The organism is Thermovibrio sp. (assembly GCA_015488335.1).
Taxonomy (GTDB): Bacteria; Aquificota; Aquificia; order Desulfurobacteriales; family Desulfurobacteriaceae; genus Balnearium.
The window spans coordinates 1-20,132 of record WFNZ01000048.1 but is presented as its reverse complement, the minus strand read 5'-3'; the positions used below and the strand labels follow the sequence as shown (position 1 = coordinate 20,132).

Sequence of the window (20,132 nt, the reverse complement as noted above, 5' to 3'; positions counted from 1 at the left end):
GGGGGAAAAGGGGGGATTATGACAACAATCCACCCTAACAGTTAAACCAAGGAGTAATTGGCGTCCCCAGGGGGATTCGAACCCCCGTCGCCGGCGTGAAAGGCCGGTGTCCTAGGCCGGGCTAGACGATGGGGACGCTTGTGTAAAAGGGAATATAGTCTTTGCGTAGAGTTGTGTCAACCTTTTTGAGGACTATATTGGTTGAAAGAGAAAAGGGAGGGAAACTATGGAACAGTTAGTAGTTCTCTACGATAACAGAGCTGTAGAGGGGTTTAAGGCCGACTGGGGTTTTTCCCTTTTAGTTGAGCTTGAGGAGGAGAACATCCTATTTGACACGGGGGCAAAGCCTGAAGTTCTTAAGCACAACATGGAGATGGCCGAAGTTGATATAGCATCAATAGACCGGATTTTCATCTCCCACAACCACTGGGATCACGTTGGGGGTCTCTCTTATGTCCTTCAGCTAAACAGGGAGTTTGAACTTTACATTCCTGAAACGGACTGTTTCAGGATTGAGGAGGAGCTCCCCGAATCGGTCGTCTGCGTTCCCGTCTCTGCTCCCACCTACATTTCAGAGAGAGCTCTTTCAACCGGTGTTATGCCTACAGGAATGGAGGAACCTGCAGAGGAGCAGTCTTTAATTGTTTTTTCAGAAATGGGCCCAGTTCTTATAACCGGGTGTTCCCACCCGGGCATTGTTGACATAGCAAGGAAGGCCGTTTCGCTTACCGGTGAGGAGCTCTTCCTTACAATCGGCGGTTTCCACCTTTACGAGGCTACAGACGAGGAGATAAGGGAAGTTTCTGAAGAGCTTAAACGGTTTACGCGCTTTGTTGCCCCCTGCCACTGCACAGGTGAAAGAGGAATAGAGATTTTCAGAGAGACGTGGGGAGACCGGTTTGTAGAGGCGATGGCAGGAGTTGAAATCCCCTTAACGGAGGAGTAGATGTTTGATGCCCTTGCAGAGAGGATACAGTCAACTTTAGAGAAGATAGGAAGAAAGGGGAGGATTGACGAGGAGACCCTTCAGAAAGGCTTGAGGGAGATAAAGCTTGCCCTTTTAGAGGCAGACGTTAACTACAAAGTGGTTTCTCAGTTCATAAAGGACATTAGAGAAAAGGCTTTAGGTGCTGAAGTTGTTAAAGGGGTTAACCCTGCCCAGCAGCTTGTAAAGATAGTTTACGACGAGCTTGTTGAGGCTTTAGGTGGAGAGGAGGCAAAGCTTAACCTTAAGAGTAAACCTGCAGTAATACTCCTTATAGGTCTTCAGGGTTCAGGTAAGACAACAACTGCTGCAAAGCTTGCAAACTACCTTAAGAAGCAGGGGAAAAAGGTTCTTCTCACCTCTGCAGACGTCTACAGGCCTGCTGCAATGCTCCAGCTTAAAAAACTTGGAGATAAGATAGGAGTTCCCGTTTTCCTTGAAGAAGATGAGAAAAATGCTGTAAAAATAGCGAAAGATGCCCTTGAGAAGGCAAAAGAGGAGGGTTATGACGTTCTGATTATTGATACTGCAGGAAGGCTCCACATAGATGAGGAGCTCCTTGACGAGGCCCGCCGAATAAGGGAAGCAACAAACCCCGATGAAGTCCTCTTTGTAATAGATGCAATGACCGGTCAGGAGGCCGTAAACATAGCTAAAGCCTTTAACGAAGCCGTTGGAATGACGGGAACCATCCTTACGAAGATGGACTCAGACTCCCGTGGCGGTGTTGCCCTTTCCGTTAAAGGGGTTACCGGTAAGCCCATCAAGTTTGCAGGAGTTGGTGAGAAGATAGAGGACTTTCAGCCCTTCTACCCCGACAGGGTTGCCTCAAGAATTTTAGGGATGGGAGACGTTGTCTCTTTAGTTGAGAAGGCACAGCAGGTGATAGACGAAAAAGAAGCCCTCTCCATGCAGGAGAAGCTCCTCTCCGGTGAGTTTACCCTTGAGGACTTCCGCCAGCAGCTGAGGATGATTCAGCGTTTGGGTCCCATTCAGCAGATCATAAGGATGATTCCGGGGCTTGGGAGCCAGAAGGTCCTAAAACAGCTCCAACAGGCGATAGACGATAAGAAGCTCAAGAGGATTGAGGCGATAATCAACTCAATGACACCTGAGGAGAGGAGAAACCACGCAATAATAAACGCAAGCAGGAAGAGAAGGATTGCAAAAGGTAGCGGAACGTCCGTTAAGGAAGTTGATGCCCTTATAAAACAGTTCGTTCAGATGAAGATGGCGATGAAACAGATGAGGAAGATGCAGAAGAAGATGGCCAAGAAAGGCGGCAGATTTCCGTTTCCATTCATGTAGAGGTTGAATATAGACCTTTTTGGACTAAAATTAGACCGCAAAACTTCAGGTAGGAGGAGTGCCTTGGTTAAGATAAGGCTTAAGAAGATGGGAAGGAAGAAACTTCCTGTATACAAAATCGTTGTTGCAGAGGCAATGTCTAAGAGGGACGGAAGGGCTGTTGATATCCTTGGAACTTATAACCCCAAGTCTAAGGAGCTCCAGTTAGACGTTGAGAAGGTGAAGGAGTGGCTCTCAAAGGGTGCTGAGCCTACGCCGAGGGTTGCTTCACTTATCAAGAGAGCTCTACAGTAAGGAGGTGAGAAATGTCTGCACTTAAGGAGATCGTTGAGTGCGTTGCAAAGAGGCTTGTTGACAATCCAGATGCCGTTTCTGTAAACGAAACTGTAGGTGAAAGGACTGTTGTTATTGAGCTTAAAGTTGCTCCAAGTGACTTAGGTAAGGTTATTGGAAAGCAGGGAAGGACTGCAAAAGCTTTAAGAACAATTCTCTCTGCAGCTGCTGCAAAGCAGGGTAAGAAAGCTGTTCTTGAAATAATAGAGTAGCGGCTTGGCCGCTACTCTTCCGTATCTTTTAATCCGGTGATCAGTTTGTTAAAGACTTCATCTGATGAGCTATCTTTCTCAATGAAGAAATAGCTCAGTTTGAAATTAATAAGAACGTTTCTACTACTGTAGGTTTTTGCCTTCAAGTTTAAAAGCATAAACTTAAGCCTCTGTTCAACCGCTTCAATGTCATTCTTATTCTTCAGTGTAAAAATTATTCCAATTATCTCATCATCTATCTTGAATAGCAGGTCGCTGGGTCTTACGTGTCTATCTATGTAGGTAGCTATGTAGTTCACTATTGACTGTTTGTCGTTTGGTTCAATCTCTCCTACAACTGAGATTTTTATTCCGACGCAGGCCAGTGTTTCCTCGCCTGCAAATTTCATTCTGTCAATTAGTCTTTGTATTCTCTCTTTAACAAACTTTGCTTTTGGAATGAATGACTCTTTGTCTATAAGGCTTCTGTAGTCCTCCAATTCTCTCTCAAGTAGTTCTAAAACATACTCTATGCTTTCAAGCTCCTGGATGCTTTCCTTTATAAGCTTTAAGGACTGCTTTATCTTCTCAATTCCTAAACTCTCTTTTATTCCCAATTCCCCACTCCAGAAGGTTATTTCTTAAAAATTGTATCTCTATCAGGAACTTTTGCCCAGTCTTCAAGGAACTTTTCAATTCCTATGTCGGTTAACGGATGTTTTGCCAGCTGTTTTATAACTTTAAATGGGATTGTTGCGATGTCTGCTCCTATGAGTGCTGCCTGGAGAACGTGTTGGGGATGGCGAATGCTTGCAACGATTATCTCCGTTTCAAAGCCGTAGTTGTCGTATATCTGAACAACCTGAGAGATGAGTTCCATTCCGTCGTGGCCTACGTCGTCTAATCTTCCAACGAAGGGAGAGACGTAAGTTGCTCCAGCTTTTGCGGCTAAAAGAGCCTGAAGCGGAGAGAAGACTAAAGTTACGTTTGTCTTAATTCCTTCAGAAGAGAGGATTTTTACGGCTTTAAGACCCTCTGTTGTCATAGGAATTTTGATTACTACGTTGTCTCCAAACTTTGCAAGCTGCCTTGCCTCATCTACCATACCCTGAGTGTCAAGGCTTACAACTTCAAGACTTACAGGGCCGGGAACGGTCTCTACTATTTCTCTGGCAACCTCAAGGAAAGGCCTTCCGGTTTTTGAAACGAGGGTCGGGTTTGTTGTTACTCCGTCTATCAGTCCCATTTCCATCGCTGCTTTTATCTCGTTTATGTCTGCCGTGTCAATAAAGAACTTCATCTGAACCTCCTAACGCCAGAATTGGAATGAGCCATAGTCCAGATCACCGCTTTTTACCTGATAAATGAGTGCAGATAGTAGAAGTAGTATAACAAAGAGTTCTCCTATCTTTCCCGTTTTAAACAGTTTTAAGCTCAATCGGGGGTAGTATTTAGTTTTGTAGGGTATTCCTAATGGGGTAAGGATGTCTAACAGAAGGTGTGATGCATAGCCTACGGTAAAGGATAGAAGGAATACCCCTGCTGTTCTGTTAACCAGGTCTTTTAGAACTATTGAACCCAAAAAAAGGAAAATCACTATTGCCGGATGGTGGGTGATTCCCCTGTGGGCGTTGAAAAGGGTTCTTTTAGGGGGAAAGGGTAGTCCTTTCTTAAGGTCAACATCTGGGAATATTGAACCTAAAGCTGCAGGTATTACAGGTAGTTTCAGGTATGAAGCCAGAACAATGCCTGCAAGTATGTGTGTTCCCGCTGTCATCTTATCAGTTCTCTGATGAAAGGGTTGTGGCGGAGCTCCCTCTCTAAGGTTGTCGTCTCCCCGTGGCCGGGGATTATGGTTGCCGATTGGTCAACCTCTTTTAGAACTTTGAATATTGAGCTTTTAAGCTGTTGAAAGTTGCTCATTGGCAGGTCGTATCTTCCTATGCTGTCCTTAAATATCAGGTCTCCTACAACGGCTACTTTCCCTTCGGGGGAGTAGAGGACAATGCTTCCCGGCGAGTGGCCCGGTGTGTGGAGAATTTTGAACGTGTAGTTCCCTAATTTAATTTCGTCTCCCTCTTCCACAGTTTCGTCGGGCTGTGGCGAGTATTCAGCCCCTGCAAGCTGGCCTATTTCGTTTTCAACCCAGAAGTTGAGGTTTTCTGCAGCCTCTTTGTGCATTATCAGTTTTGCCTCAGGGAACGTTAACTTTGCCCAGGCGTTTGCAGCAATGTGGTCTGGGTGTTCGTGTGTGTTGATTACGAACTTAACGGTTAAATCTCTCCTTTCAACTTCGTCCTGAGCTTTTTCAACAGCCTCCTTGCTTCCCGGGTCAATCAGGGCTGCTTCTTTTGTTTTCTCATCCCACAGAAGAATCGTGTTGACAACAAAAGGGCCGTTGGGAATTATCCTGATCTCCATTACTCTCCCTCTAAAACGATAAAGTCGGCAATTTCCTCTAAATCTATGTATTCGTTTGCCGCCTGGATAATCTCTTTTGCCGTTATGCTCTTAAAAGATATCACTTCTACCTTTATTCCCTTTGCCTTTAAAAAGTTTATCAGGTCAACGAAGTCTCCGTCTCCGCTCATTAGAACAACAACGTCAACCTTCCTGCTCTCTGCCATTGCAATGGCATCTATGGCTATTCCCATGTCCCAGTCGGCCTTATACTCTACCCTGTCCCAGTTGTAGAACTTCTTGGGCTCTTTCAGTTTTACCTCGTACCCTATGCTTTTTAGAACGTGGATGAAGCTGTCCTGGTTTACCCTCTCAAGGTCAACAAGGTATGCAATTGCCCTGTATAGACTCCTTCCTCTGACGCCTATTTTTAAAAGGTTTTTGAAGTCAATCTTTTTCTTTAGAGTGTTCTTTGCCCCGTAGTAGAGGTTCTGCATGTCAACTAAAACGGCAACTGTAAGGTGTTCTCTGTTCCTATCTCTCTCAAGGAGCTCCCTTGCCTTCAACTTTTCCTCCAATGTCGCAGGTATACCTGTTCCAGACGGCAAGAGGCGGTTCGCAGTATGGGTCTTCTTTTAACTTTTTCAGGAAGCTGCCAAGGTCTTCCTCTGTTATCAGCTTCATTCCTATGCCGTAGGCAGATAGGGCGTATATTACGCCTTTTCCAAGGGGCAGGTTGTTTACGGCTATGCAGTCAACCCCTTTCCTTGCAAGGAACTCAACAAGCTCTATACACTTCCCAAACTTCAGCTCTTTTGCAGGGTTTTTTATCTTTTCAACCGTTTTGAATTCTCCCTTTCCGTGTTTTAAGAGGAGTATTTCCGGGCACTCTGCGAACCTGTCGCACACCTTCTCTCCGTTTACGGGAACGGCGTAGAGCTCCGCCCTCTTCTCCTCTGGCTCAAAGTGGATGACGAGCTTTTCAATAAAGGGGACTTCCCTCTTTACAACTGCTTCAACTTCGTGGACTATGTTGTGGGCCTTTTCAAGGTCGTTTGTGGCAACTGTTACCTCTGCCTCTATGAACTTGTAGCTGCCGGAGCTCCGCCCCGTTATTGACTTCACCTCTGAAACCAGCGGATGGGACTTGAGGAGCTCCCCAATTCTGTCTAAGGTCTCCTTATCAATTGAGGCGTCTAACAGGACTTTCAGGGCCTCAATGAATATCTCGTATCCTGCGTGGAAGATGAAGAGAACAATTATGAGAACGGCAATCTTCTCAACTATCGGGTAGCCTAAGTAGTTTCCGATGATGCCGGCAAGAACGACAATTGCAGAGAACATGTCTGTTTTGATGTGCTCTGAGTCTGCTATGAGGCTGGGGGAGTGGAGCTCCTCCCCCTTCTTCCTCTCAAACCGGGAAAAGAGGTAGGTTACAGCAATAGTTATGAGAACGGCACCAACGGCTATTCCTATGTTCTCTATCCGGTAGCTCTTCCCCTCAAAAAACGTCTCCTTTGCTATCTCGTATCCTGCAAAGAAGATGGCAAAGGCGCTTACGAGAGAGATAAAGTTCTCAACCTTGTAGAGGCCGTAGGGGAAACCCTTAACCTTCATGTTTGCTATGACGATTCCTGCGTAAACGGAGAGGGAAGCTGCAAGGTCTGCTAAGGAGTGGATGCCGTCGGCAACAAGGGCTTTAGAGCCTGAAAGGAACCCTGCCGCAAGTTTCAAAACTGATAGGAACAGGTTAACGGCAATTGAGTAAAGGGCTATTTTCTTCTTCTCTGCCACTGCGTTCACTTCCATTTAAAACTCCGGGTCAAGGATGTCGTCAAGCTCCTTTGATGTTTTCTGGAGCTTTTCCTTATACTTCTTCCAGCTGTCAACTGCGCTTATGTCATTCCCGCTCCTTTTGGCCTTTGCCAGCTTAACCTTAACAAGGGCCGGAACGGATATCATCTTACCCATCAATAGTGCCTCTCCAACGTTTAGAGAGGGGAGCTGGTTTACAAGGTCTGCACTTAAAGACTCTGAGGCCTGCTGAACGTGTCTCTGGTCCCCCGGCTCAACAAGTTTCAAAATTACCATGTTGTTTGCCTGAGAGAGGGCGTTGGAGTCAAGGGCTTTCGGCCTCTGGGTGACTAAACAGAGTCCTAACCCGAACTTCCTTCCCTCCCTTGCAATCCTTGAAATCCAGTATCTTGAGCGGGTGTTCACAGTTGAAGAGGCCAAAATGTGGGCCTCTTCCAAAACCATAAAGAGGGGGAACTCAAGTCCTCCCGACTGTTCTCTAACGTTCTTCTTCCTTGCCTCAAGAACGTTCCTTAAAACGTGGCTCACTATGATGTCTGCAATCTTCTCGTCAACGTGGGAGAGGTCTATCACGTTGAGCCTTCCGAACTCAATCTGCTCAACTATCGGAGACTGGTTCAGTGCGAAGAGCTCCCCGTAGGTCTCCTTCATGTCCTCAACCTTATTGAGAACGCCGGTTATGGACTTCCTGTCGTCCTTGTAGGCCTCGTCTTCGGCCCAGCTCTGGAGGAGTCCCTCAAGGTGGCCCCAGAACTGGTCGGCCTGGAGCTCCCCGTTGACAATTCCCTCTACGGTTTCCTTAAAGGCCCTCCTCAGGTATCTGTCCTGTATGTAGGCGCTGTCGTCAACGTTTGCGAAGAGCCTGAACTCGTGATAGTTGAGCCTTACAGGGTTCAGCGCAAGCTCAATTCTCTTTACTGCAGGCCTTCCATCCTTCTGGTATGCAAAGTTCACGTATTCGCCGTGCATATCAAAGACTAAAATCGTTCCGTCCTTCTCCAAGAGCCCTTCAAGGATAACTGAAACAGTGTTTGACTTTCCACCACCTGTTACTGCCAGAACGGCCAGATGGCGGCTGACGATGCTGTCTATGTCTATGAAGACGGGAACGTCTGGCCTCGTTAATAAATGCCCTATGTGTATCTTCGTTCCGTCGTCCTGCCCGAAAACCTTTTTCAAGGTTTCGGCAGAGGCTTCGTAGAGGTAAGTTCCCGGTTCCGGCGGAACCCGGGGTATAAACATGTTCTTATCGGGGTCTCCGAGTATTGTCAGCTTCCCGTAGAAGAAAGACCTTCCCTTTGAGAACTGCCTTATCTTCTCGGCATCTTCAGGGTCTATCGTGTCGTCTAATGACCGGTTGAGCCTTTTTATCTCTTTTACAAGGGCAAGTACTCTATGCCCCTCGTATTCAAGCTCTAAGTAGTCCCCCAGGGCTATTCTCTGATTGCTTATGAACTCTGCCTCAGATGTTGTAAGTTCACCTATGCAGACTCCTACAGGTCTCCTTTCGCTCAAATTTACCCTCCTCAATTGGCTGGGAGTTAAATTATAGATTCTGAAACTAATAAAGGCCTGACGGAGGGAGAAATGTCGGTTCTCGTTGAGTTTGCCATGTTCCCTACAGATAAAGGGGAGAGCGTAAGTCAGTACGTTGCAAGGATAATTAAGATGATTGATGAGAGCGGCGTTCCTTACAAGCTCACCCCTATGGGAACGGTTTTTGAAACGGAAACCATGGATGAGGCTCTAAAAATTATTGGGGAAGCCTACAAACAGCTTGAGCCGGACTGCAACAGGGTCTACTCAGTTGTTAAGTTTGACATAAGGAAAGGGAAGAGCAACAGGTTGGTTCAGAAGATAAAGTCTGTTGAGAGTAAGCTGGGCAAAGAGGTTAGCAAGTAGCTTTTAAAGGACTATATTATCAGTCGGGAGCAGGACGAGGGGCCGCTCAAGGGTTAACCCCTTGGGAGGAAAGTCCGGGCTCCACAGGGCAGGGAGCCGGCGTTGAGCCGGGCAGGGGCGACCCTGCGGAAGGGCCACAGAGAGCAGACCGCCACCTATAAGGTGGTAAGGGTGAAAGGGTGGTATAAGAGACCACCGCTCCGACCCGCAAGGGGAGGAGGCACGGTAACCCCCTCCCGGAGCAAGGCTAAATAGGCTGGCGCTTGAGGGTGGCCCGCCCGATGCCAGCGGGTAAGCCGCAATAGATAAATGGCCCCCTTAGAACAGAACCCGGCTTACGGACTGCTCCCGGTTATCCCTCTACCACCTTTACGTAAACTTTCCTGGTTCTGGGCCCGTCAAACTCGCAGAAGTAGATTCCCTGCCACGTTCCAAGGAGGAGTTTTCCTTCCTGGACTATTACCGTCTGGTTGCACCCAATGAGGCTTGACTTAATGTGGGCGGCAGAGTTCCCCTCTGCGTGTTCGTAGAAAGGCTCCCTCCAAGGAACTAACTTTTCAAGGGTTGAGATGATATCTTTTCTTACTGTAGGGTCTGCGTTCTCGTTTATCGTAACTCCTGCCGTTGTGTGTGGAACGTAGATGACGCAGATTCCTCTCCTTACGCCGGACTGGAGAACGATTGACTCCACCTGCCTTGTTATGTCAATGAACTGATTTCTTCCGGTGGTTTTCAGGGTTATCTCGTAAACCATTACCCCTCCTGAATGTTAGAAGTTGACCTTGATTATGATTTTAGCAGCTTTTGATCCTTTTCTCTCTTTTCCCGGTAATTTTCAGGGGAGCTCCCTCTCAAACCTGTGGTTATCTATCAGCCTCGTGTTTCCAACAAATACGGCAAGGGCAATAACGTCTCCCTCTTTTACCTCTTTTACGGGCTTGAGGCTTTCAGGGTCAACTATTTCAACGTAGTCAATCTTTTTAACGTGGGGGTGGGAGAGGATGAATTCCTTAACTTTCTTCTTTATAACTTCCGGGTTCTTTTCACCCTTCTCAAAGAGCTCCTCTGCCAGCTTAAGTCCCCTGTAGAGTGAAAGGGCAGATTCCCTCTCTTCAGGTAAGAGGTATGTGTTCCTTGAGCTCATTGCAAGGCCGTCTTTTTCCCTCACTATGGGGCAGCCAACAATTTCAACGGGAATGTTTAAGTCCTTAACCAGCCTCTTTATAACCTGTAGCTGCTGGTAGTCCTTCTCCCCAAAGTAAGCTCTTGTTGGCTGGACTATGTTTAAGAGCTTCGTAACAACAGTTGCAACTCCCCTGAAATGGCCCGGCCTTTTTGCGCCACAGAGCCCTTCGGTTAATCCCAGAACTTCAACGTAGGTTGAGTAGCCTTCTGGATACATCTCTGATACAGATGGTATAAAGAGATAGTCAACTCCTTCCTCTATCAGCAGCTTCCTGTCCCTCTCCTCGTCCCTTGGGTATTTCTCGTAGTCTTCGTTGGGGCCGAACTGGGTAGGGTTTACGAATACGCTTACAACAACGATGTCGTTCTCTTTTCGTGCTCTCCTTACCAAGCTCAGATGACCTTCGTGTAGGTATCCCATTGTTGGGACAAACCCCACCTCCTTACCGGTTTTGCAGTAACTCCTTGATACAGCCTGCATCTCTTTAACCGACCTAACTACCCTCATTTAGCTCTCCTTCGGCAATCAGTTTCCCCTTAACTATACCTGCTCCAAGAAGGATTACCGTTGCAGAGTAGTATATCCAGATGAGGAAGATGATGACGGCAGCAAATGAGCTGTAGAGGATGCTCACTTTTGATACGTTGAGGATGAACCAGACGAAGAACCTCTCAAAGACTGCAAGAACTGAAAAAATGAGGAGTGAGATTTTGAAAACCGTTTTAAAGGGAACGCTTACCGGTAAGAGGAAGTAGTAGATGGCGGTTAGAACGATGAACAGGAGGAACGGGGGAACTAAGGAGGAGAGAAAGGAGAGCTCCGGGAACTGGGGAAGGAGCGCCGCTATCAGGTAGTGGGCAACGTAGAAGATGAACATTAAGGCCCACAAAAGGAAGATGACGAGGATTATTGCTATGTGCCTGTAGAGGAAACCTGCAGGGTTTTCAACTCCAAGGATTTCACAGAAAGAGCGTTCAAGGGATGTGAAGATTCCCCTTGAGAACCAGAACATAATAAGGGCTGCCGTTCCGCTTATCAGCCCTGAGTTGTTTATAACCTGCTGAAACTGTTTGATTATGGGCTTTAAGGGAGAGTTCATGAACTCTTTTGGGATGAAATCCTGGAAGTTCACGTGGAAAACGACCATCCCTAAAAAGAAAAGGAAGATGAAGAGAGGGATTATTGACATGAGGGTGTAGTAGGCGATTGAGGCTGCGTAGAACATGTAATCGCTCTCAAAGAGGTCGCAGACTGCAAAGGAGAGGTAAGAGAGGAAAGAGCCTTTCTTTAAGACCTTCCTGCATATCATCCCTTGAGAGCTCTCTCAACGATTTTTACCCTCTCTTCCATCTTCTTCCTGTCCTTCTCACCGCTGAAAAATGAGAGGAGCTCCTCTGGCGAAACGTTTAAGCTTCCCCTTTCCTCAATCAGTTGGCAGGCCTTTTCTGAGAGGGCTAAGAGCTTCTTGCACCTCTTTGTGGCTTTAAAGAGGCACTCCCTAACCTTTCCGTTCTCCTCTTTTACGAAGAACTGGAGCCTGTGGCACCCCTCTTTCACTTCCGGTAGAGCTTTAAACCCCTCAGGCGCTTCTGCCGTGAAGTGCTCCATTCCACTTTTCAGGAACTCAGACACCTTCACCTTCCACCTCCTTCAGCAGGACAAAGTCGTCTCTGTGGATGCAGAGTTTTGTCTTCTCAACTTCTTCGCTGCTGCACTTTGCTATTCCCTTTCCAATCAGCTCTCCACTTAAAGAGAAGACCTCAACGGCGTCTCCCCTTTCAAACTTCCCTTCAACCCTCTTTACTCCTTTAGAGAGCAGGCTCTTTCCCATTTTAACAAGGGCTTCCTCTGCCCCCTCGTCTATGAAGAGCTTTCCCTTCGGCTTCATAAGGTAGAGAATCCTGTATCCCTTTGCCTTCAGCTTCTTCTTCGGCATAAACAGGGTTCCGAGCTTTTCTCCGTTTAGAATTCTTAATAGAACGTCATTCTCCCTTCCTCCGGCAACTATTACGGGAATTCCCTTCCTTGCGGCCTTCAGTGCAGCTTCAACTTTCGTTCCCATTCCCCCCGTTCCAAAGGCCGTTTTGCAGGAGAAGTCGCAGGTTTTGAAGAGCTCCTCCTCGTTTTCAACAACGGGAATGAGCCTTGCATCGAGGTTTGACGTGGGGTCTTTATCGTAAATTCCGTTTGCCGTTGTGAGGATTATTAAGAGGTCTGCATCTACAAGAACTGAAACGTGGGCTGAGAGGTTGTCGTTGTCTCCAATCTTTATCTCCTCAACGGAGACCGTATCGTTCTCGTTTACGATGGGAACAACGCCAAACTTTAAGAGGGCTTCAAAGGTGTTCTTTGCATTCAGGAATCTCTCTTTAGACCTTAAATCCTCTGCCGTTAAGAGAACCTGTGCAACCTCTGTTCCAAAACTCTTGAAAGCCTTTCTGTATTCCTCCATGAGGTAGGGCTGCCCAACGGCCGAGAGGGCCTGTTTCTCAGAGAGGGAAAAGGGCTTCCTGTTGAGCCCTAAAGCCTTTATTCCAGCAAGAACAGCCCCAGAACTTACAAGGATAACTTCCCTTCCCTTTTGGCGGAGCTCCCCAACCTGACGGGAGAGCTCCCCTATAAACTCACCGTTGAGCCCTTCATTCCCTGCAAGGAGCTGTGAGCCCACCTTAACCACTATCCTCTTTGCCTTTTTCAGCATTCTCCATCTCCTTCAGCTTCCGGGAGACAAACCTCATAAGCTCTTTCATCCCTTCACCCGTTACGGCAGAAACGGCAAAGAAAGGATACCCTTTTTCTTCAAAGTATTTCTTCAGTATTTCTACAACGCTCCTGTCTGAAAGGGCATCAATCTTTGTTCCAACAACTATCTGGGGCTTCTTAGAGAGCTCCGGGGAGTAGAGGGAGAGCTCCTTGTTTATCGCTTCAAAGGCCTCTTCGGGGGTTCTCGTCTGGTCTGTTAAGTCAATCAGGTGGAGAAGTAGCTTTGTCCTTTCAACGTGCCTTAAAAACTCGTGTCCTAAGCCTTTTCCTCTGTGAGCTCCCTCTATGAGCCCCGGGATGTCTGCAACAACAAAGGAGTGGCCGTCAACCTCCGTTACCCCTAAAATCGGCCTTAACGTTGTGAACGGGTAGTCTGCAATCTCCGGCTTTGCGGCAGAAATTCTTGAGAGGAACGTTGATTTCCCCGCGTTTGGGAAACCTACGAGGCCAACATCTGCAAGGAGCTTCAGCTCAAGCTCAATCCACCGTTCTTCTCCCGGCTCTCCCGGCTCTGCAAAGTCTGGAGCCTGGCGGGTAGGAGTTGCAAACTCTGCGTTTCCCCTTCCTCCCCTTCCGCCTTTTGCAACAACTAACCTCTGGCCGTGTTCCGTTAAATCTCCTAAAACCTCTCCTGTTTCAGCGTCCTTAACAACAGTTCCAACGGGAACCTTTATGATTAAGTCCTTTCCGCTCCTTCCGCTTCTCTTGTTTCCCTCTCCGTGCCTTCCCCTTTCGGCTTTGTAGTGGCGCTTGTATTTAAAGTCTAAAAGGGTATGAACGTTCCTGTCTGCCTCAAGGATAACGTCTCCACCCTTTCCTCCGCTTCCGCCGGCAGGTCCCCCCTTCGGAACGAACTTCTCCCGCCTGAAGGCAACACAGCCGTTGCCTCCATGTCCTCCCTGGACAAATATTTTAGCTCTATCTATGAACTGGGCCATTTCTCCTCCTCAATTGGGTTGCAGAACAAAGGTAGGTTTTTTAAAAAACAATTTCAACGGAGGGTGAAAATGAAGAGAGCCTTGGCGTTTTTGATGATTCTATTGGCTTTTCTTATTCCTATTTCAGGATGTTTTAAAAAGACTGAGAAGCCAGGGATAAACAGGACTGTTTTGAGGGAGCTCCACTATAAAGGCCTCAAGTTCTACGAAACCGTTGGTGGCCACACAATAAGGAAACACGTTGGGAAAGACAACAGGTGGCTCATAGAGAGACTAAAGAGGGAGCCGAGACTTAAATACGCAAGCTCTTTCTACGACTACGAAACTGCAGAAAGAGTTGTTGAATCTGCAATCTCTCAGAACGCTGAAAAAGTTAAGAGGTGGCTTTCAAACCCTGCTGCTCCGAACAAATTAGTCCTCATCTACCGGGGAGAGAAGCCCATAGGGATAAAGATTGAGAGGGGAAAAGACCACTACATAGAGTCAACCTGCAAAGATGCCAGGGTGGTGTTGAAAAAGGACAGAAGGTTTGGTTTTATTGTCCTTACGGCATACCCAACTTAACCGGAGGAGGACGTGGACTACGAGAAGGAGAAACAGTTTGAGGAAAGCTTTCCCTTCTTTTACTCCCTCCTTGCTGCCTTCTCCTACGGCGTTGAGGAGGGAAAGTCCGACTGGGATATAGTGAGGGAAGAGGTAGGAGACTGTGAAACGGCGGAGAAGCTACTTCAGGAGATTGAGACTTTTCTGAAAAGCAGGCCTGCCGACTTTGAGCACGTTGTTGGGGACGTTGCTAACTATTACTTTGACGACACAAACAGCTTCCTACGGTGGGTTGAACAGGTTAAGAGGTATGTAGAGTCTTTAAAGAGGAGATTGTGTGGATAGGGAAGTTGACCTGTCAACGTTTTTAAGCGAGAGGTGTCGGTTCTATCAATTTAAGGAAGGTTTCAGGTTTGGAACCGACACCTTTCTCCTTACAGACTTTGTAAGAGTTAAGGGAAGTGAGAAACTGATAGACCTTGGAACCGGCTGCGGCGTTATTCCGATTCTCCTCCTCCTCAAATACCCCAAACTTACCGCCGTTGGAGTTGATGTTTTAAAGGAAAACGTTGAGATTGCTGAAAAAAACGCAGAGATAAACAACGTTTCAGACAGGTTTTCTTCAGTGGCTTTAAACGTTAAAGATATAAAGAGACACTTTAAACCTGCATCCTTTGACATTGTTGTCAGCAACCCTCCATTTATAGAGAAAGGAAGAGGAAACGTTGCCGGCAACACTTTAAGAGCCTACGCAAGGCAGGAGATTTCGGCAGAACTCAGCGACTTCATAGATGCTGCCAGATACCTTTTGAAAAACAGGGGACGTTTCTACCTGCTCCTTCCCGTCCAGAGGTTTACAGATGCTGTTTTCCTTCTAAGGGAAAGAAAGCTTGAACCCAAGAGGCTCCGCTTCATCTACCCCTGCCCGGGCAGAGGGGCAAACCTCTTCCTTTTGGAGGCTGTAAAGGGGGGAGGGAAAGGCCTCTATGTTGAGCCTCCGCTGATAGTTTACAGGGACTGCGACACCAGGCTTTACACGGAAGAGGTTGACAGGAAGTATAAGAGTTTCCTACCCTGATTTCCGTTTTTGAACTTCAAAATAAAATGGTCTAAAATTCCGTGAACCTGAACCCCATTGGAGGAAAATGTGGGAAAGAGAGTTGTTCTTGCCTACTCTGGCGGTCTTGACACGTCTGTAATAGTCAGATGGCTGACAGATAAAGGCTTTGAGGTTATCACCTACACTGCAGATGTTGGCCAGGGTGAGGAGCTTGACGAGATACCTGAAAAGGCCAAGGCCTCTGGAGCCGTTGAGGCAATTGTTGATGATATAAAGGAGGAGTTTGCAAGGGAGTACTGCGTTCCACTTATGAGGGCGGGAGCTCTCTACGAGGGCAAATACACGCTCATCAGTGCCCTATCAAGGCCTTTAATTGCCAAAAAGCTTGTTGAGGTTGCCCACAGAGTTGGTGCCGATTACGTTGCCCACGGCTCAACGGGAAAAGGAAACGACCAGGTTCGGTTTGAGGCCTCGGTTTGGGCTTTAGACCCTGACATTGAAGTCCTTGCTCCTGTCAGGGAGTGGGAGTTTAAATCCCGTGAGGAAGAGATTGAGTACGCCCAGAAGCACGGAATTCCCGTTGTCGCGACCAAAGAGAAGCCCTACTCCTACGACAGGAACCTGTGGGGAGTAGCAATAGAGGCAGGGCCGCTTGAAGACCCATACACAGAGCCCCCGGAAGATGCCTTTGTTCTTACAGTTTCCCCAGAAAAGGCTCCAGACGAGCCCGAATATGTTGAGATAGAGTTTGAAGAGGGGACTCCCGTTTCAGTAAACGGAAAGCGTTATGGTGAACTCTGGAAGCTTATCTGGGACTTAAACGAGATTGCTGGAAGGCACGGCTACGGCCGTATAGACATGGTTGAGAACAGGTTAGTTGGAATCAAGTCAAGGGAAGTTTACGAATCCCCTGCAGGCCTTCTGCTCATCAGAGCTTACGACGAGATAGAGAGTTTAGTCCTTGACAGGTTTACATACCACTACAAGCAGAGCCACGTTAAGCATCCTTACGCAGAGGCCGTTTACGAAGCCCTCTGGTTTACTCCCTTAAGGGAGGCTTTAGACGCATTTAACAACCAGATTGCAAAGCTTGTTACAGGAACTGTCAGGTTTAAGCTCTACAAGGGAAATGCTCAAGTTGTTGGAAGGAAATCTCCCAACTCCCTCTACATTGAAGACCTTGCAACCTACAGCCCGAAAGACGCCTTTGACCATAAAGCAGGAGCGGCCTTTACAAAGGTGTGGAGCTTACCTCTGAAAGTTATGGGTAGAGTCAGGAAGAAAGGAGGGGAAAGATGAAATACCAGATTGAGAAGCAGGGAGATGTTGTATACAGGCTCACAATAGAAGGGGAGCCTGAAGAGGTAAAGAAGGAAGTTGAACTTGTCTGTAAGGAGATTGGAAAGAGGGCGAAAGTTCCCGGTTTCAGGCCCGGGAAGGCGCCGGCCTCAGTTATTAAAAAGTTCTACGAGGATGACATAAAGTCTGCCCTCTTAAGGAGCTACATTCCTGTGAAGCTGGCTGAGGTTGTTGAGAAGGAAGGACTTAAGCTCATCAGCGACCCGGCTGTTGAGTCTTACGATTTAGACCTTAAGAACAACGAGCTGAAGGTTGTTCTCCTTTTAGAGGTTAAGCCTGAGATAGACCTTAAGCCTGAGGACTACAAAGGTATTAAGGTTAAGAAGGTTAAGAAGGAGCTCTCCGAGAAGGACGTTGAGAAGGTTATAGAGGGCCTCAGGAATCAGGCTGCAACCTGGGAGGAGGTTGATAGGGAAGCAAAAGAGGGAGACCTCGTTGATATTGAGTACGAGACTCAGGTTGAGGGTGATGAGAACGTCCACAAGGGAGAGGTCTCAGTAGTCCTTGGACAGAACCAGCTCTGGCCTGAGGTTGAAAAGGAGGTTCTTGGTAAGAAGGCTGGAGAGGAAGGAGAGGTTGAGTTTACAGCTCCTGAAGACGACAAATACGGAGAGGCAAAGGGTAAGAAGGTAAAGGTTAAGTTTAAGGTGAAGGCTGTTAAGGAGAGAAAGCTCCCTGAAGTTGACGACGAGTTTGCCAGGAAGTTTGGATTTGAAAACGTTGAGGATATGAAGAAGAAGATAATGGAAGACCTTGAAACTGCCGAAACTATCAGAGAGCAGGAAGAGGTTGAAGACCAGATTGTTGAGGAGCTCCTCAAGAAAGTCAACGTACCCGTTCCACCTTCAATGCTTGACCTTGAAATAAGGGCTCAGGCCCAAAACCAGCTCAACAGACTTGCCCAGATAGACGTTGACGTACGTCAGCTGAGCCCGGAAGGGATTGTTGAAATGGTGAGGCCGACGGCCGAGAAGACCGTTAAGGTGAAGCTCCTCCTTGAGAAAGTTGCAGAGCTTGAAGGGATAGAGGTTACAGACGAAGACGTGGAGAAAGAGATTCAGAAACTTGCAGATGCAGCTTTTGGCGGAGACTACGTTCAGGCAAGGCAGTCTTTAGAGGAGAAAAACCTCCTTCCAATGATAAAAGAGGACATCTTAAGGCAGAAGGCATTAGACAGACTCATAGAGCTTGCTGAAGTTGAAGAAGTTGAGGCCTCTGAAGAGGAGGCTCAAAAGACGGAAGAGGCTGAAAAAACTGCAGAAGCTGAGGAAAAACAGGAAGGTTAATCCTGCTCCCCCTCTCTGGGGGAGTATTTTTCAAGTCTATACCTGAACTCCCTCAGGGTTAAGCCCAAAAGCTCCGCCGCCTTTGTTTTATTCCCTCTTGCCATTTCAAGAGCTTTAAACAGGTATTTTTTCTCTATCTCAGAGAGGAGCTCTTTCAGTTTCAATCCGCCTTCAGGAATTGTTATCTCCTCATCTCCCTTTAACGTTTCCTTCTGTGAGTATCCGCTTCCCAGTATCCCGTCCTCTGAAAGAATTACCTCTCTCTCAACGATGTTGCGGAGCTCCCTCACGTTCCCCTCTAAGGGAAGCCCCATCAGGTAATCTATGAACCCTTTTGAGATTCTCTTTATCTCCTTTCCATACTTCCTGCTGAACTCTCTGGCGAAGAACTCAACCAGTAATGGAATGTCCTCTCTCCTCTCCCTTAAAGGTGGAACTTCAATAACTATGGTGGCCAGCCTGTAGTAGAGGTCTTCCCTGAAGTTTCCCTTCTTTATCTCTTCCTTCAGGTTTTTGTTTGTTGCGGCCACAACTCTTACGTCAACCTCTTTTTCCTCAGTTGACCCTAAGGGAATAAACCTTCTGGTCTCTAAGAATCTCAGTAGCTTTGCCTGAAGTGATAGAGGCATATCTCCTATCTCGTCTAAGAACAGAGTTCCACCGTCTGCCTTCTCTATCAGCCCTTTCTTGTCTGAAACAGCCCCCGTAAATGCCCCCTTTTTGTAGCCAAAGAGCTCGCTCTCAAGGAGCTCCGGCGGAAGGGCGGCGCAGTTTATAGCAACGAAAGGTCTCTTCTTTCTGGGGCTTAAGTGGTGGATGGCTTTTGCAACAAGCTCCTTTCCGCTTCCGCTCTCCCCTAAAATCAGAACGTTCACGTCGTAGGGAGCCACTTTCTTTATTGTTTCTTTCAGCTTTTCAACGGCTTTAGACTTTCCAACAATTTCAGGAATTTCCTCTTCAGCGTGTTTTTTCTTTAGGTTTATCTTATCTGTAACGTTCCTCAGGATAAGCTTCAGGTCTTCAAGCTTAAAGGGTTTCTCAAGGTAGTCGTAAACTCCTAAATCAAAGGCCTCTTTAACTGTTTCTGTTGAGGCAAAGGCCGTGATGATTATCACTTCTGTTTCTGGTTTTTCCCTCTTTACTTCTCTCACCAGCTTCATTCCAGAGCCGTCTGGAAGCCTCAGGTCTGCAAGGATAAGGTCGTATTCGTTTTCTCTGACCTTTTCAAGTCCCTCTTTCAGGGTTTCAGCCTCAACTATCTCATAGTTAAATTCTGAAAGGATTATTGAGAGTATCTCCCTGAGAGATTTTTCATCTTCTAATATCAGAGCTCTCATCTTCTGGCTCCTCTGGGATTCTCAGAGTAAAGGCGGCACCGCCTAAAGGGCTTTTCTTTACGAATACAAAACCACCGTGTTCAACGGCAAACTTCTTAACAACCGAGAGCCCCAGACCTGAGCCCTCTTTCCTCTTTGAGTAGAACGGCTCAAATACCTTTTCCCACTCGTCTTCCGGTATTCCCGGGCCGTCGTCCTCAACGGTTATCTCAAGCCAGCCTCTACTTTTCCTTAAAGATATCTTCACTTTGCTCTTTGCCCAGTAGAGGGCGTTTCTTATCAGGTTATCAAGGGCGGAGTAGAAGCTTTTAGGCTCAACTGCAGCGCTTATTTCGTCTCCTTCTATTAGGCACTCTTTTTCCTCGTTAAACTTTCTGCAGATTTCATCAACAATCTCTTTTACGTTTACTCTGGCTTTTTCCGATGGAATAGGCCTTGCTATGTTTAGAAAGTCTTTGATTATTGAGTCAAGCCTTTCCGTTTCGTCCAGAACAATTTTTAACAGTTTCTCGTTCTGGTGGCCGTTTGCAAGGAGCTCCACAGCCCCTTTTATTGATGCCAGCGGGTTTTTCAGCTCGTGGGCAAGGTTTGCACTTATCTCGTAGAGCCTTTTGTAGAAGGCCGTCTCTTCCTGAAGTTTCTCAAGCTCCGATAGGTAGTTCTCCTGGTTTTCTAATTTCTCCTTTATCTTCTGCCCTAAGATAGATATGAGAATCAGCCCCGTTC

At 47.2% G+C, this 20,132-nt stretch carries 25 protein-coding genes, 1 tRNA gene and 1 other RNA gene; 11 read left to right on the top strand and 16 right to left on the bottom strand.

Annotated features, from left to right (window positions below; genetic code table 11):
* Window positions 1-58: 58 nt before the first annotated feature.
* Window positions 59-136: transfer RNA gene (locus F8H35_RS05645), tRNA-Glu, on the bottom strand.
* A 90-nt stretch (window positions 137-226) separates the two neighbouring features.
* Here F8H35_RS05645 and F8H35_RS05640 point away from each other — a divergent pair.
* From F8H35_RS05640 to F8H35_RS05625, 4 genes are all read left to right on the top strand, one after another.
* Window positions 227-946, top strand: a complete 720-nt coding sequence (locus F8H35_RS05640) for an MBL fold metallo-hydrolase (protein ID WP_472572565.1) — start codon at window positions 227-229, stop codon at window positions 944-946.
* Window positions 947-2,293: a signal recognition particle protein gene (gene ffh, locus F8H35_RS05635; protein ID WP_472572564.1), complete on the top strand. Its 1,347-nt coding sequence runs from the start codon at window positions 947-949 to the stop codon at window positions 2,291-2,293. It abuts the gene before it with no gap.
* 63 nt (window positions 2,294-2,356) lie between these two features.
* Window positions 2,357-2,587, top strand: coding sequence for a 30S ribosomal protein S16 (gene rpsP / locus F8H35_RS05630; RefSeq protein WP_464903750.1), 231 nt, complete (start codon window positions 2,357-2,359; stop codon window positions 2,585-2,587).
* Between the two features lie 11 nt (window positions 2,588-2,598).
* A complete protein-coding gene (locus F8H35_RS05625) occupies window positions 2,599-2,838 on the top strand; it encodes a KH domain-containing protein (protein WP_464903749.1) in 240 nt (79 codons plus the stop codon).
* Between the two features lie 11 nt (window positions 2,839-2,849).
* Here the strand turns inward: F8H35_RS05625 and F8H35_RS05620 are convergent, their stop codons facing one another.
* From F8H35_RS05620 to F8H35_RS05590, 7 genes are read right to left on the bottom strand one after another with little or no spacing between them, the layout of a single operon-like run.
* On the bottom strand, window positions 2,850-3,434 hold the full coding sequence (locus F8H35_RS05620) for a hypothetical protein (RefSeq protein ID WP_472572563.1): 585 nt from the start codon (window positions 3,432-3,434) through the stop codon (window positions 2,850-2,852).
* A gap of 17 nt (window positions 3,435-3,451) precedes the next feature.
* Window positions 3,452-4,117 (bottom strand): fructose-6-phosphate aldolase, encoded by a 666-nt coding sequence (gene fsa / locus F8H35_RS05615; protein ID WP_472572562.1) that lies wholly within the window; start codon window positions 4,115-4,117, stop codon window positions 3,452-3,454.
* Between the two features lie 9 nt (window positions 4,118-4,126).
* A complete protein-coding gene (locus F8H35_RS05610) occupies window positions 4,127-4,594 on the bottom strand; it encodes a metal-dependent hydrolase (protein ID WP_472572561.1) in 468 nt (155 codons plus the stop codon).
* Window positions 4,591-5,238 carry an MBL fold metallo-hydrolase gene (locus tag F8H35_RS05605; protein ID WP_472572560.1) on the bottom strand — a complete coding sequence of 216 codons (648 nt, stop codon included), beginning with the start codon at window positions 5,236-5,238 and terminating at the stop codon, window positions 4,591-4,593. Before F8H35_RS05605 ends, F8H35_RS05610 begins: the two co-directional genes overlap by 4 nt.
* Window positions 5,238-5,783, bottom strand: a complete 546-nt coding sequence (locus tag F8H35_RS05600; protein ID WP_472572559.1) for a LabA-like NYN domain-containing protein — start codon at window positions 5,781-5,783, stop codon at window positions 5,238-5,240. The genes F8H35_RS05605 and F8H35_RS05600 overlap by 1 nt, the downstream gene beginning before the upstream one ends.
* Complete coding sequence (locus tag F8H35_RS05595; RefSeq protein ID WP_472572558.1) at window positions 5,761-7,026, bottom strand: cation diffusion facilitator family transporter; 1,266 nt, start codon at window positions 7,024-7,026, stop codon at window positions 5,761-5,763. Before F8H35_RS05595 ends, F8H35_RS05600 begins: the two co-directional genes overlap by 23 nt.
* Window positions 7,027-8,547: a helicase HerA domain-containing protein gene (locus F8H35_RS05590; protein WP_472572557.1), complete on the bottom strand. Its 1,521-nt coding sequence runs from the start codon at window positions 8,545-8,547 to the stop codon at window positions 7,027-7,029.
* 72 nt (window positions 8,548-8,619) lie between these two features.
* Here F8H35_RS05590 and F8H35_RS05585 point away from each other — a divergent pair, with 72 nt between their 5' ends.
* Both F8H35_RS05585 and rnpB read left to right on the top strand, forming a co-directional pair.
* Entirely contained in the window at window positions 8,620-8,934 is a 315-nt protein-coding gene (locus F8H35_RS05585; RefSeq protein ID WP_472572556.1) for an MTH1187 family thiamine-binding protein, read from the top strand.
* A 26-nt stretch (window positions 8,935-8,960) separates the two neighbouring features.
* Window positions 8,961-9,287, top strand: an RNA gene (gene rnpB / locus F8H35_RS05580) — RNase P RNA component class A.
* Here rnpB and F8H35_RS05575 read toward each other — a convergent pair.
* The 6 genes from F8H35_RS05575 to obgE all read right to left on the bottom strand — a co-directional run bounded on the left by F8H35_RS05575 (window position 9,287) and on the right by obgE (window position 13,821).
* Window positions 9,287-9,688 carry a secondary thiamine-phosphate synthase enzyme YjbQ gene (locus F8H35_RS05575; protein ID WP_472572555.1) on the bottom strand — a complete coding sequence of 134 codons (402 nt, stop codon included), beginning with the start codon at window positions 9,686-9,688 and terminating at the stop codon, window positions 9,287-9,289. The genes rnpB and F8H35_RS05575 overlap by 1 nt on opposite strands.
* A gap of 81 nt (window positions 9,689-9,769) precedes the next feature.
* The gene (gene panC / locus F8H35_RS05570) at window positions 9,770-10,627 is read right to left on the bottom strand and encodes a pantoate--beta-alanine ligase (RefSeq protein ID WP_472572554.1); all 858 of its coding nucleotides are present in this window, start codon (window positions 10,625-10,627) and stop codon (window positions 9,770-9,772) included.
* Entirely contained in the window at window positions 10,614-11,429 is an 816-nt protein-coding gene (locus tag F8H35_RS05565; RefSeq protein ID WP_472572553.1) for a YihY/virulence factor BrkB family protein, read from the bottom strand. Before F8H35_RS05565 ends, panC begins: the two co-directional genes overlap by 14 nt.
* Window positions 11,426-11,758 (bottom strand): nicotinate phosphoribosyltransferase, encoded by a 333-nt coding sequence (locus F8H35_RS05560; RefSeq protein WP_472572552.1) that lies wholly within the window; start codon window positions 11,756-11,758, stop codon window positions 11,426-11,428. The genes F8H35_RS05565 and F8H35_RS05560 overlap by 4 nt, the downstream gene beginning before the upstream one ends.
* The gene (gene proB / locus F8H35_RS05555; protein ID WP_472572551.1) at window positions 11,745-12,821 is read right to left on the bottom strand and encodes a glutamate 5-kinase; all 1,077 of its coding nucleotides are present in this window, start codon (window positions 12,819-12,821) and stop codon (window positions 11,745-11,747) included. Before proB ends, F8H35_RS05560 begins: the two co-directional genes overlap by 14 nt.
* The gene (gene obgE, locus F8H35_RS05550) at window positions 12,790-13,821 is read right to left on the bottom strand and encodes a GTPase ObgE (RefSeq protein ID WP_472572550.1); all 1,032 of its coding nucleotides are present in this window, start codon (window positions 13,819-13,821) and stop codon (window positions 12,790-12,792) included. Before obgE ends, proB begins: the two co-directional genes overlap by 32 nt.
* Window positions 13,822-13,890: 69 nt before the next feature.
* Between obgE and F8H35_RS05545 the strand changes: the two genes are divergently transcribed.
* The 5 genes from F8H35_RS05545 (at window position 13,891) to tig (ending at window position 18,069) form a co-directional block, all read left to right on the top strand.
* Entirely contained in the window at window positions 13,891-14,385 is a 495-nt protein-coding gene (locus F8H35_RS05545) for an RNase A-like domain-containing protein (protein WP_472572549.1), read from the top strand.
* A gap of 12 nt (window positions 14,386-14,397) precedes the next feature.
* The gene (locus tag F8H35_RS05540; protein WP_472572548.1) at window positions 14,398-14,709 is read left to right on the top strand and encodes a hypothetical protein; all 312 of its coding nucleotides are present in this window, start codon (window positions 14,398-14,400) and stop codon (window positions 14,707-14,709) included.
* A complete protein-coding gene (locus tag F8H35_RS05535) occupies window positions 14,702-15,442 on the top strand; it encodes a tRNA1(Val) (adenine(37)-N6)-methyltransferase (RefSeq protein WP_472572547.1) in 741 nt (246 codons plus the stop codon). Before F8H35_RS05540 ends, F8H35_RS05535 begins: the two co-directional genes overlap by 8 nt.
* A gap of 69 nt (window positions 15,443-15,511) precedes the next feature.
* The gene (locus tag F8H35_RS05530; RefSeq protein WP_472572546.1) at window positions 15,512-16,723 is read left to right on the top strand and encodes an argininosuccinate synthase; all 1,212 of its coding nucleotides are present in this window, start codon (window positions 15,512-15,514) and stop codon (window positions 16,721-16,723) included.
* Window positions 16,720-18,069, top strand: coding sequence for a trigger factor (gene tig, locus F8H35_RS05525; RefSeq protein ID WP_472572545.1), 1,350 nt, complete (start codon window positions 16,720-16,722; stop codon window positions 18,067-18,069). Before F8H35_RS05530 ends, tig begins: the two co-directional genes overlap by 4 nt.
* Here the strand turns inward: tig and F8H35_RS05520 are convergent.
* Window positions 18,066-19,406 (bottom strand): sigma-54-dependent transcriptional regulator, encoded by a 1,341-nt coding sequence (locus F8H35_RS05520; RefSeq protein WP_472572544.1) that lies wholly within the window; start codon window positions 19,404-19,406, stop codon window positions 18,066-18,068. The two genes, tig and F8H35_RS05520, sit on opposite strands and share 4 nt — an antisense overlap.
* Window positions 19,381-20,132 (bottom strand): sensor histidine kinase (locus F8H35_RS05515; protein WP_472572543.1); only part of this gene is annotated, 752 nt, incomplete at its 5' end. The genes F8H35_RS05520 and F8H35_RS05515, both read right to left, overlap by 26 nt.

Coding starts and splice junctions, on each gene's coding strand:
- tig (WP_472572545.1), top strand. CDS start 16,720: ATGAAATACCAGATTGAGAAGCAGGGAGATGTTGTATACAGGCTCACA.
- panC (WP_472572554.1), bottom strand. CDS start 10,627: ATGAGGGTAGTTAGGTCGGTTAAAGAGATGCAGGCTGTATCAAGGAGT.
- ffh (WP_472572564.1), top strand. CDS start 947: ATGTTTGATGCCCTTGCAGAGAGGATACAGTCAACTTTAGAGAAGATA.
- F8H35_RS05640 (WP_472572565.1), top strand. CDS start 227: ATGGAACAGTTAGTAGTTCTCTACGATAACAGAGCTGTAGAGGGGTTT.
- F8H35_RS05565 (WP_472572553.1), bottom strand. CDS start 11,429: ATGATATGCAGGAAGGTCTTAAAGAAAGGCTCTTTCCTCTCTTACCTC.
- proB (WP_472572551.1), bottom strand. CDS start 12,821: ATGCTGAAAAAGGCAAAGAGGATAGTGGTTAAGGTGGGCTCACAGCTC.
- fsa (WP_472572562.1), bottom strand. CDS start 4,117: ATGAAGTTCTTTATTGACACGGCAGACATAAACGAGATAAAAGCAGCG.
- F8H35_RS05585 (WP_472572556.1), top strand. CDS start 8,620: ATGTCGGTTCTCGTTGAGTTTGCCATGTTCCCTACAGATAAAGGGGAG.
- F8H35_RS05605 (WP_472572560.1), bottom strand. CDS start 5,238: ATGGAGATCAGGATAATTCCCAACGGCCCTTTTGTTGTCAACACGATT.
- F8H35_RS05595 (WP_472572558.1), bottom strand. CDS start 7,026: ATGGAAGTGAACGCAGTGGCAGAGAAGAAGAAAATAGCCCTTTACTCA.
- F8H35_RS05575 (WP_472572555.1), bottom strand. CDS start 9,688: ATGGTTTACGAGATAACCCTGAAAACCACCGGAAGAAATCAGTTCATT.
- F8H35_RS05520 (WP_472572544.1), bottom strand. CDS start 19,406: ATGAGAGCTCTGATATTAGAAGATGAAAAATCTCTCAGGGAGATACTC.
- F8H35_RS05610 (WP_472572561.1), bottom strand. CDS start 4,594: ATGACAGCGGGAACACACATACTTGCAGGCATTGTTCTGGCTTCATAC.
- F8H35_RS05545 (WP_472572549.1), top strand. CDS start 13,891: ATGAAGAGAGCCTTGGCGTTTTTGATGATTCTATTGGCTTTTCTTATT.
- F8H35_RS05625 (WP_464903749.1), top strand. CDS start 2,599: ATGTCTGCACTTAAGGAGATCGTTGAGTGCGTTGCAAAGAGGCTTGTT.
- obgE (WP_472572550.1), bottom strand. CDS start 13,821: ATGGCCCAGTTCATAGATAGAGCTAAAATATTTGTCCAGGGAGGACAT.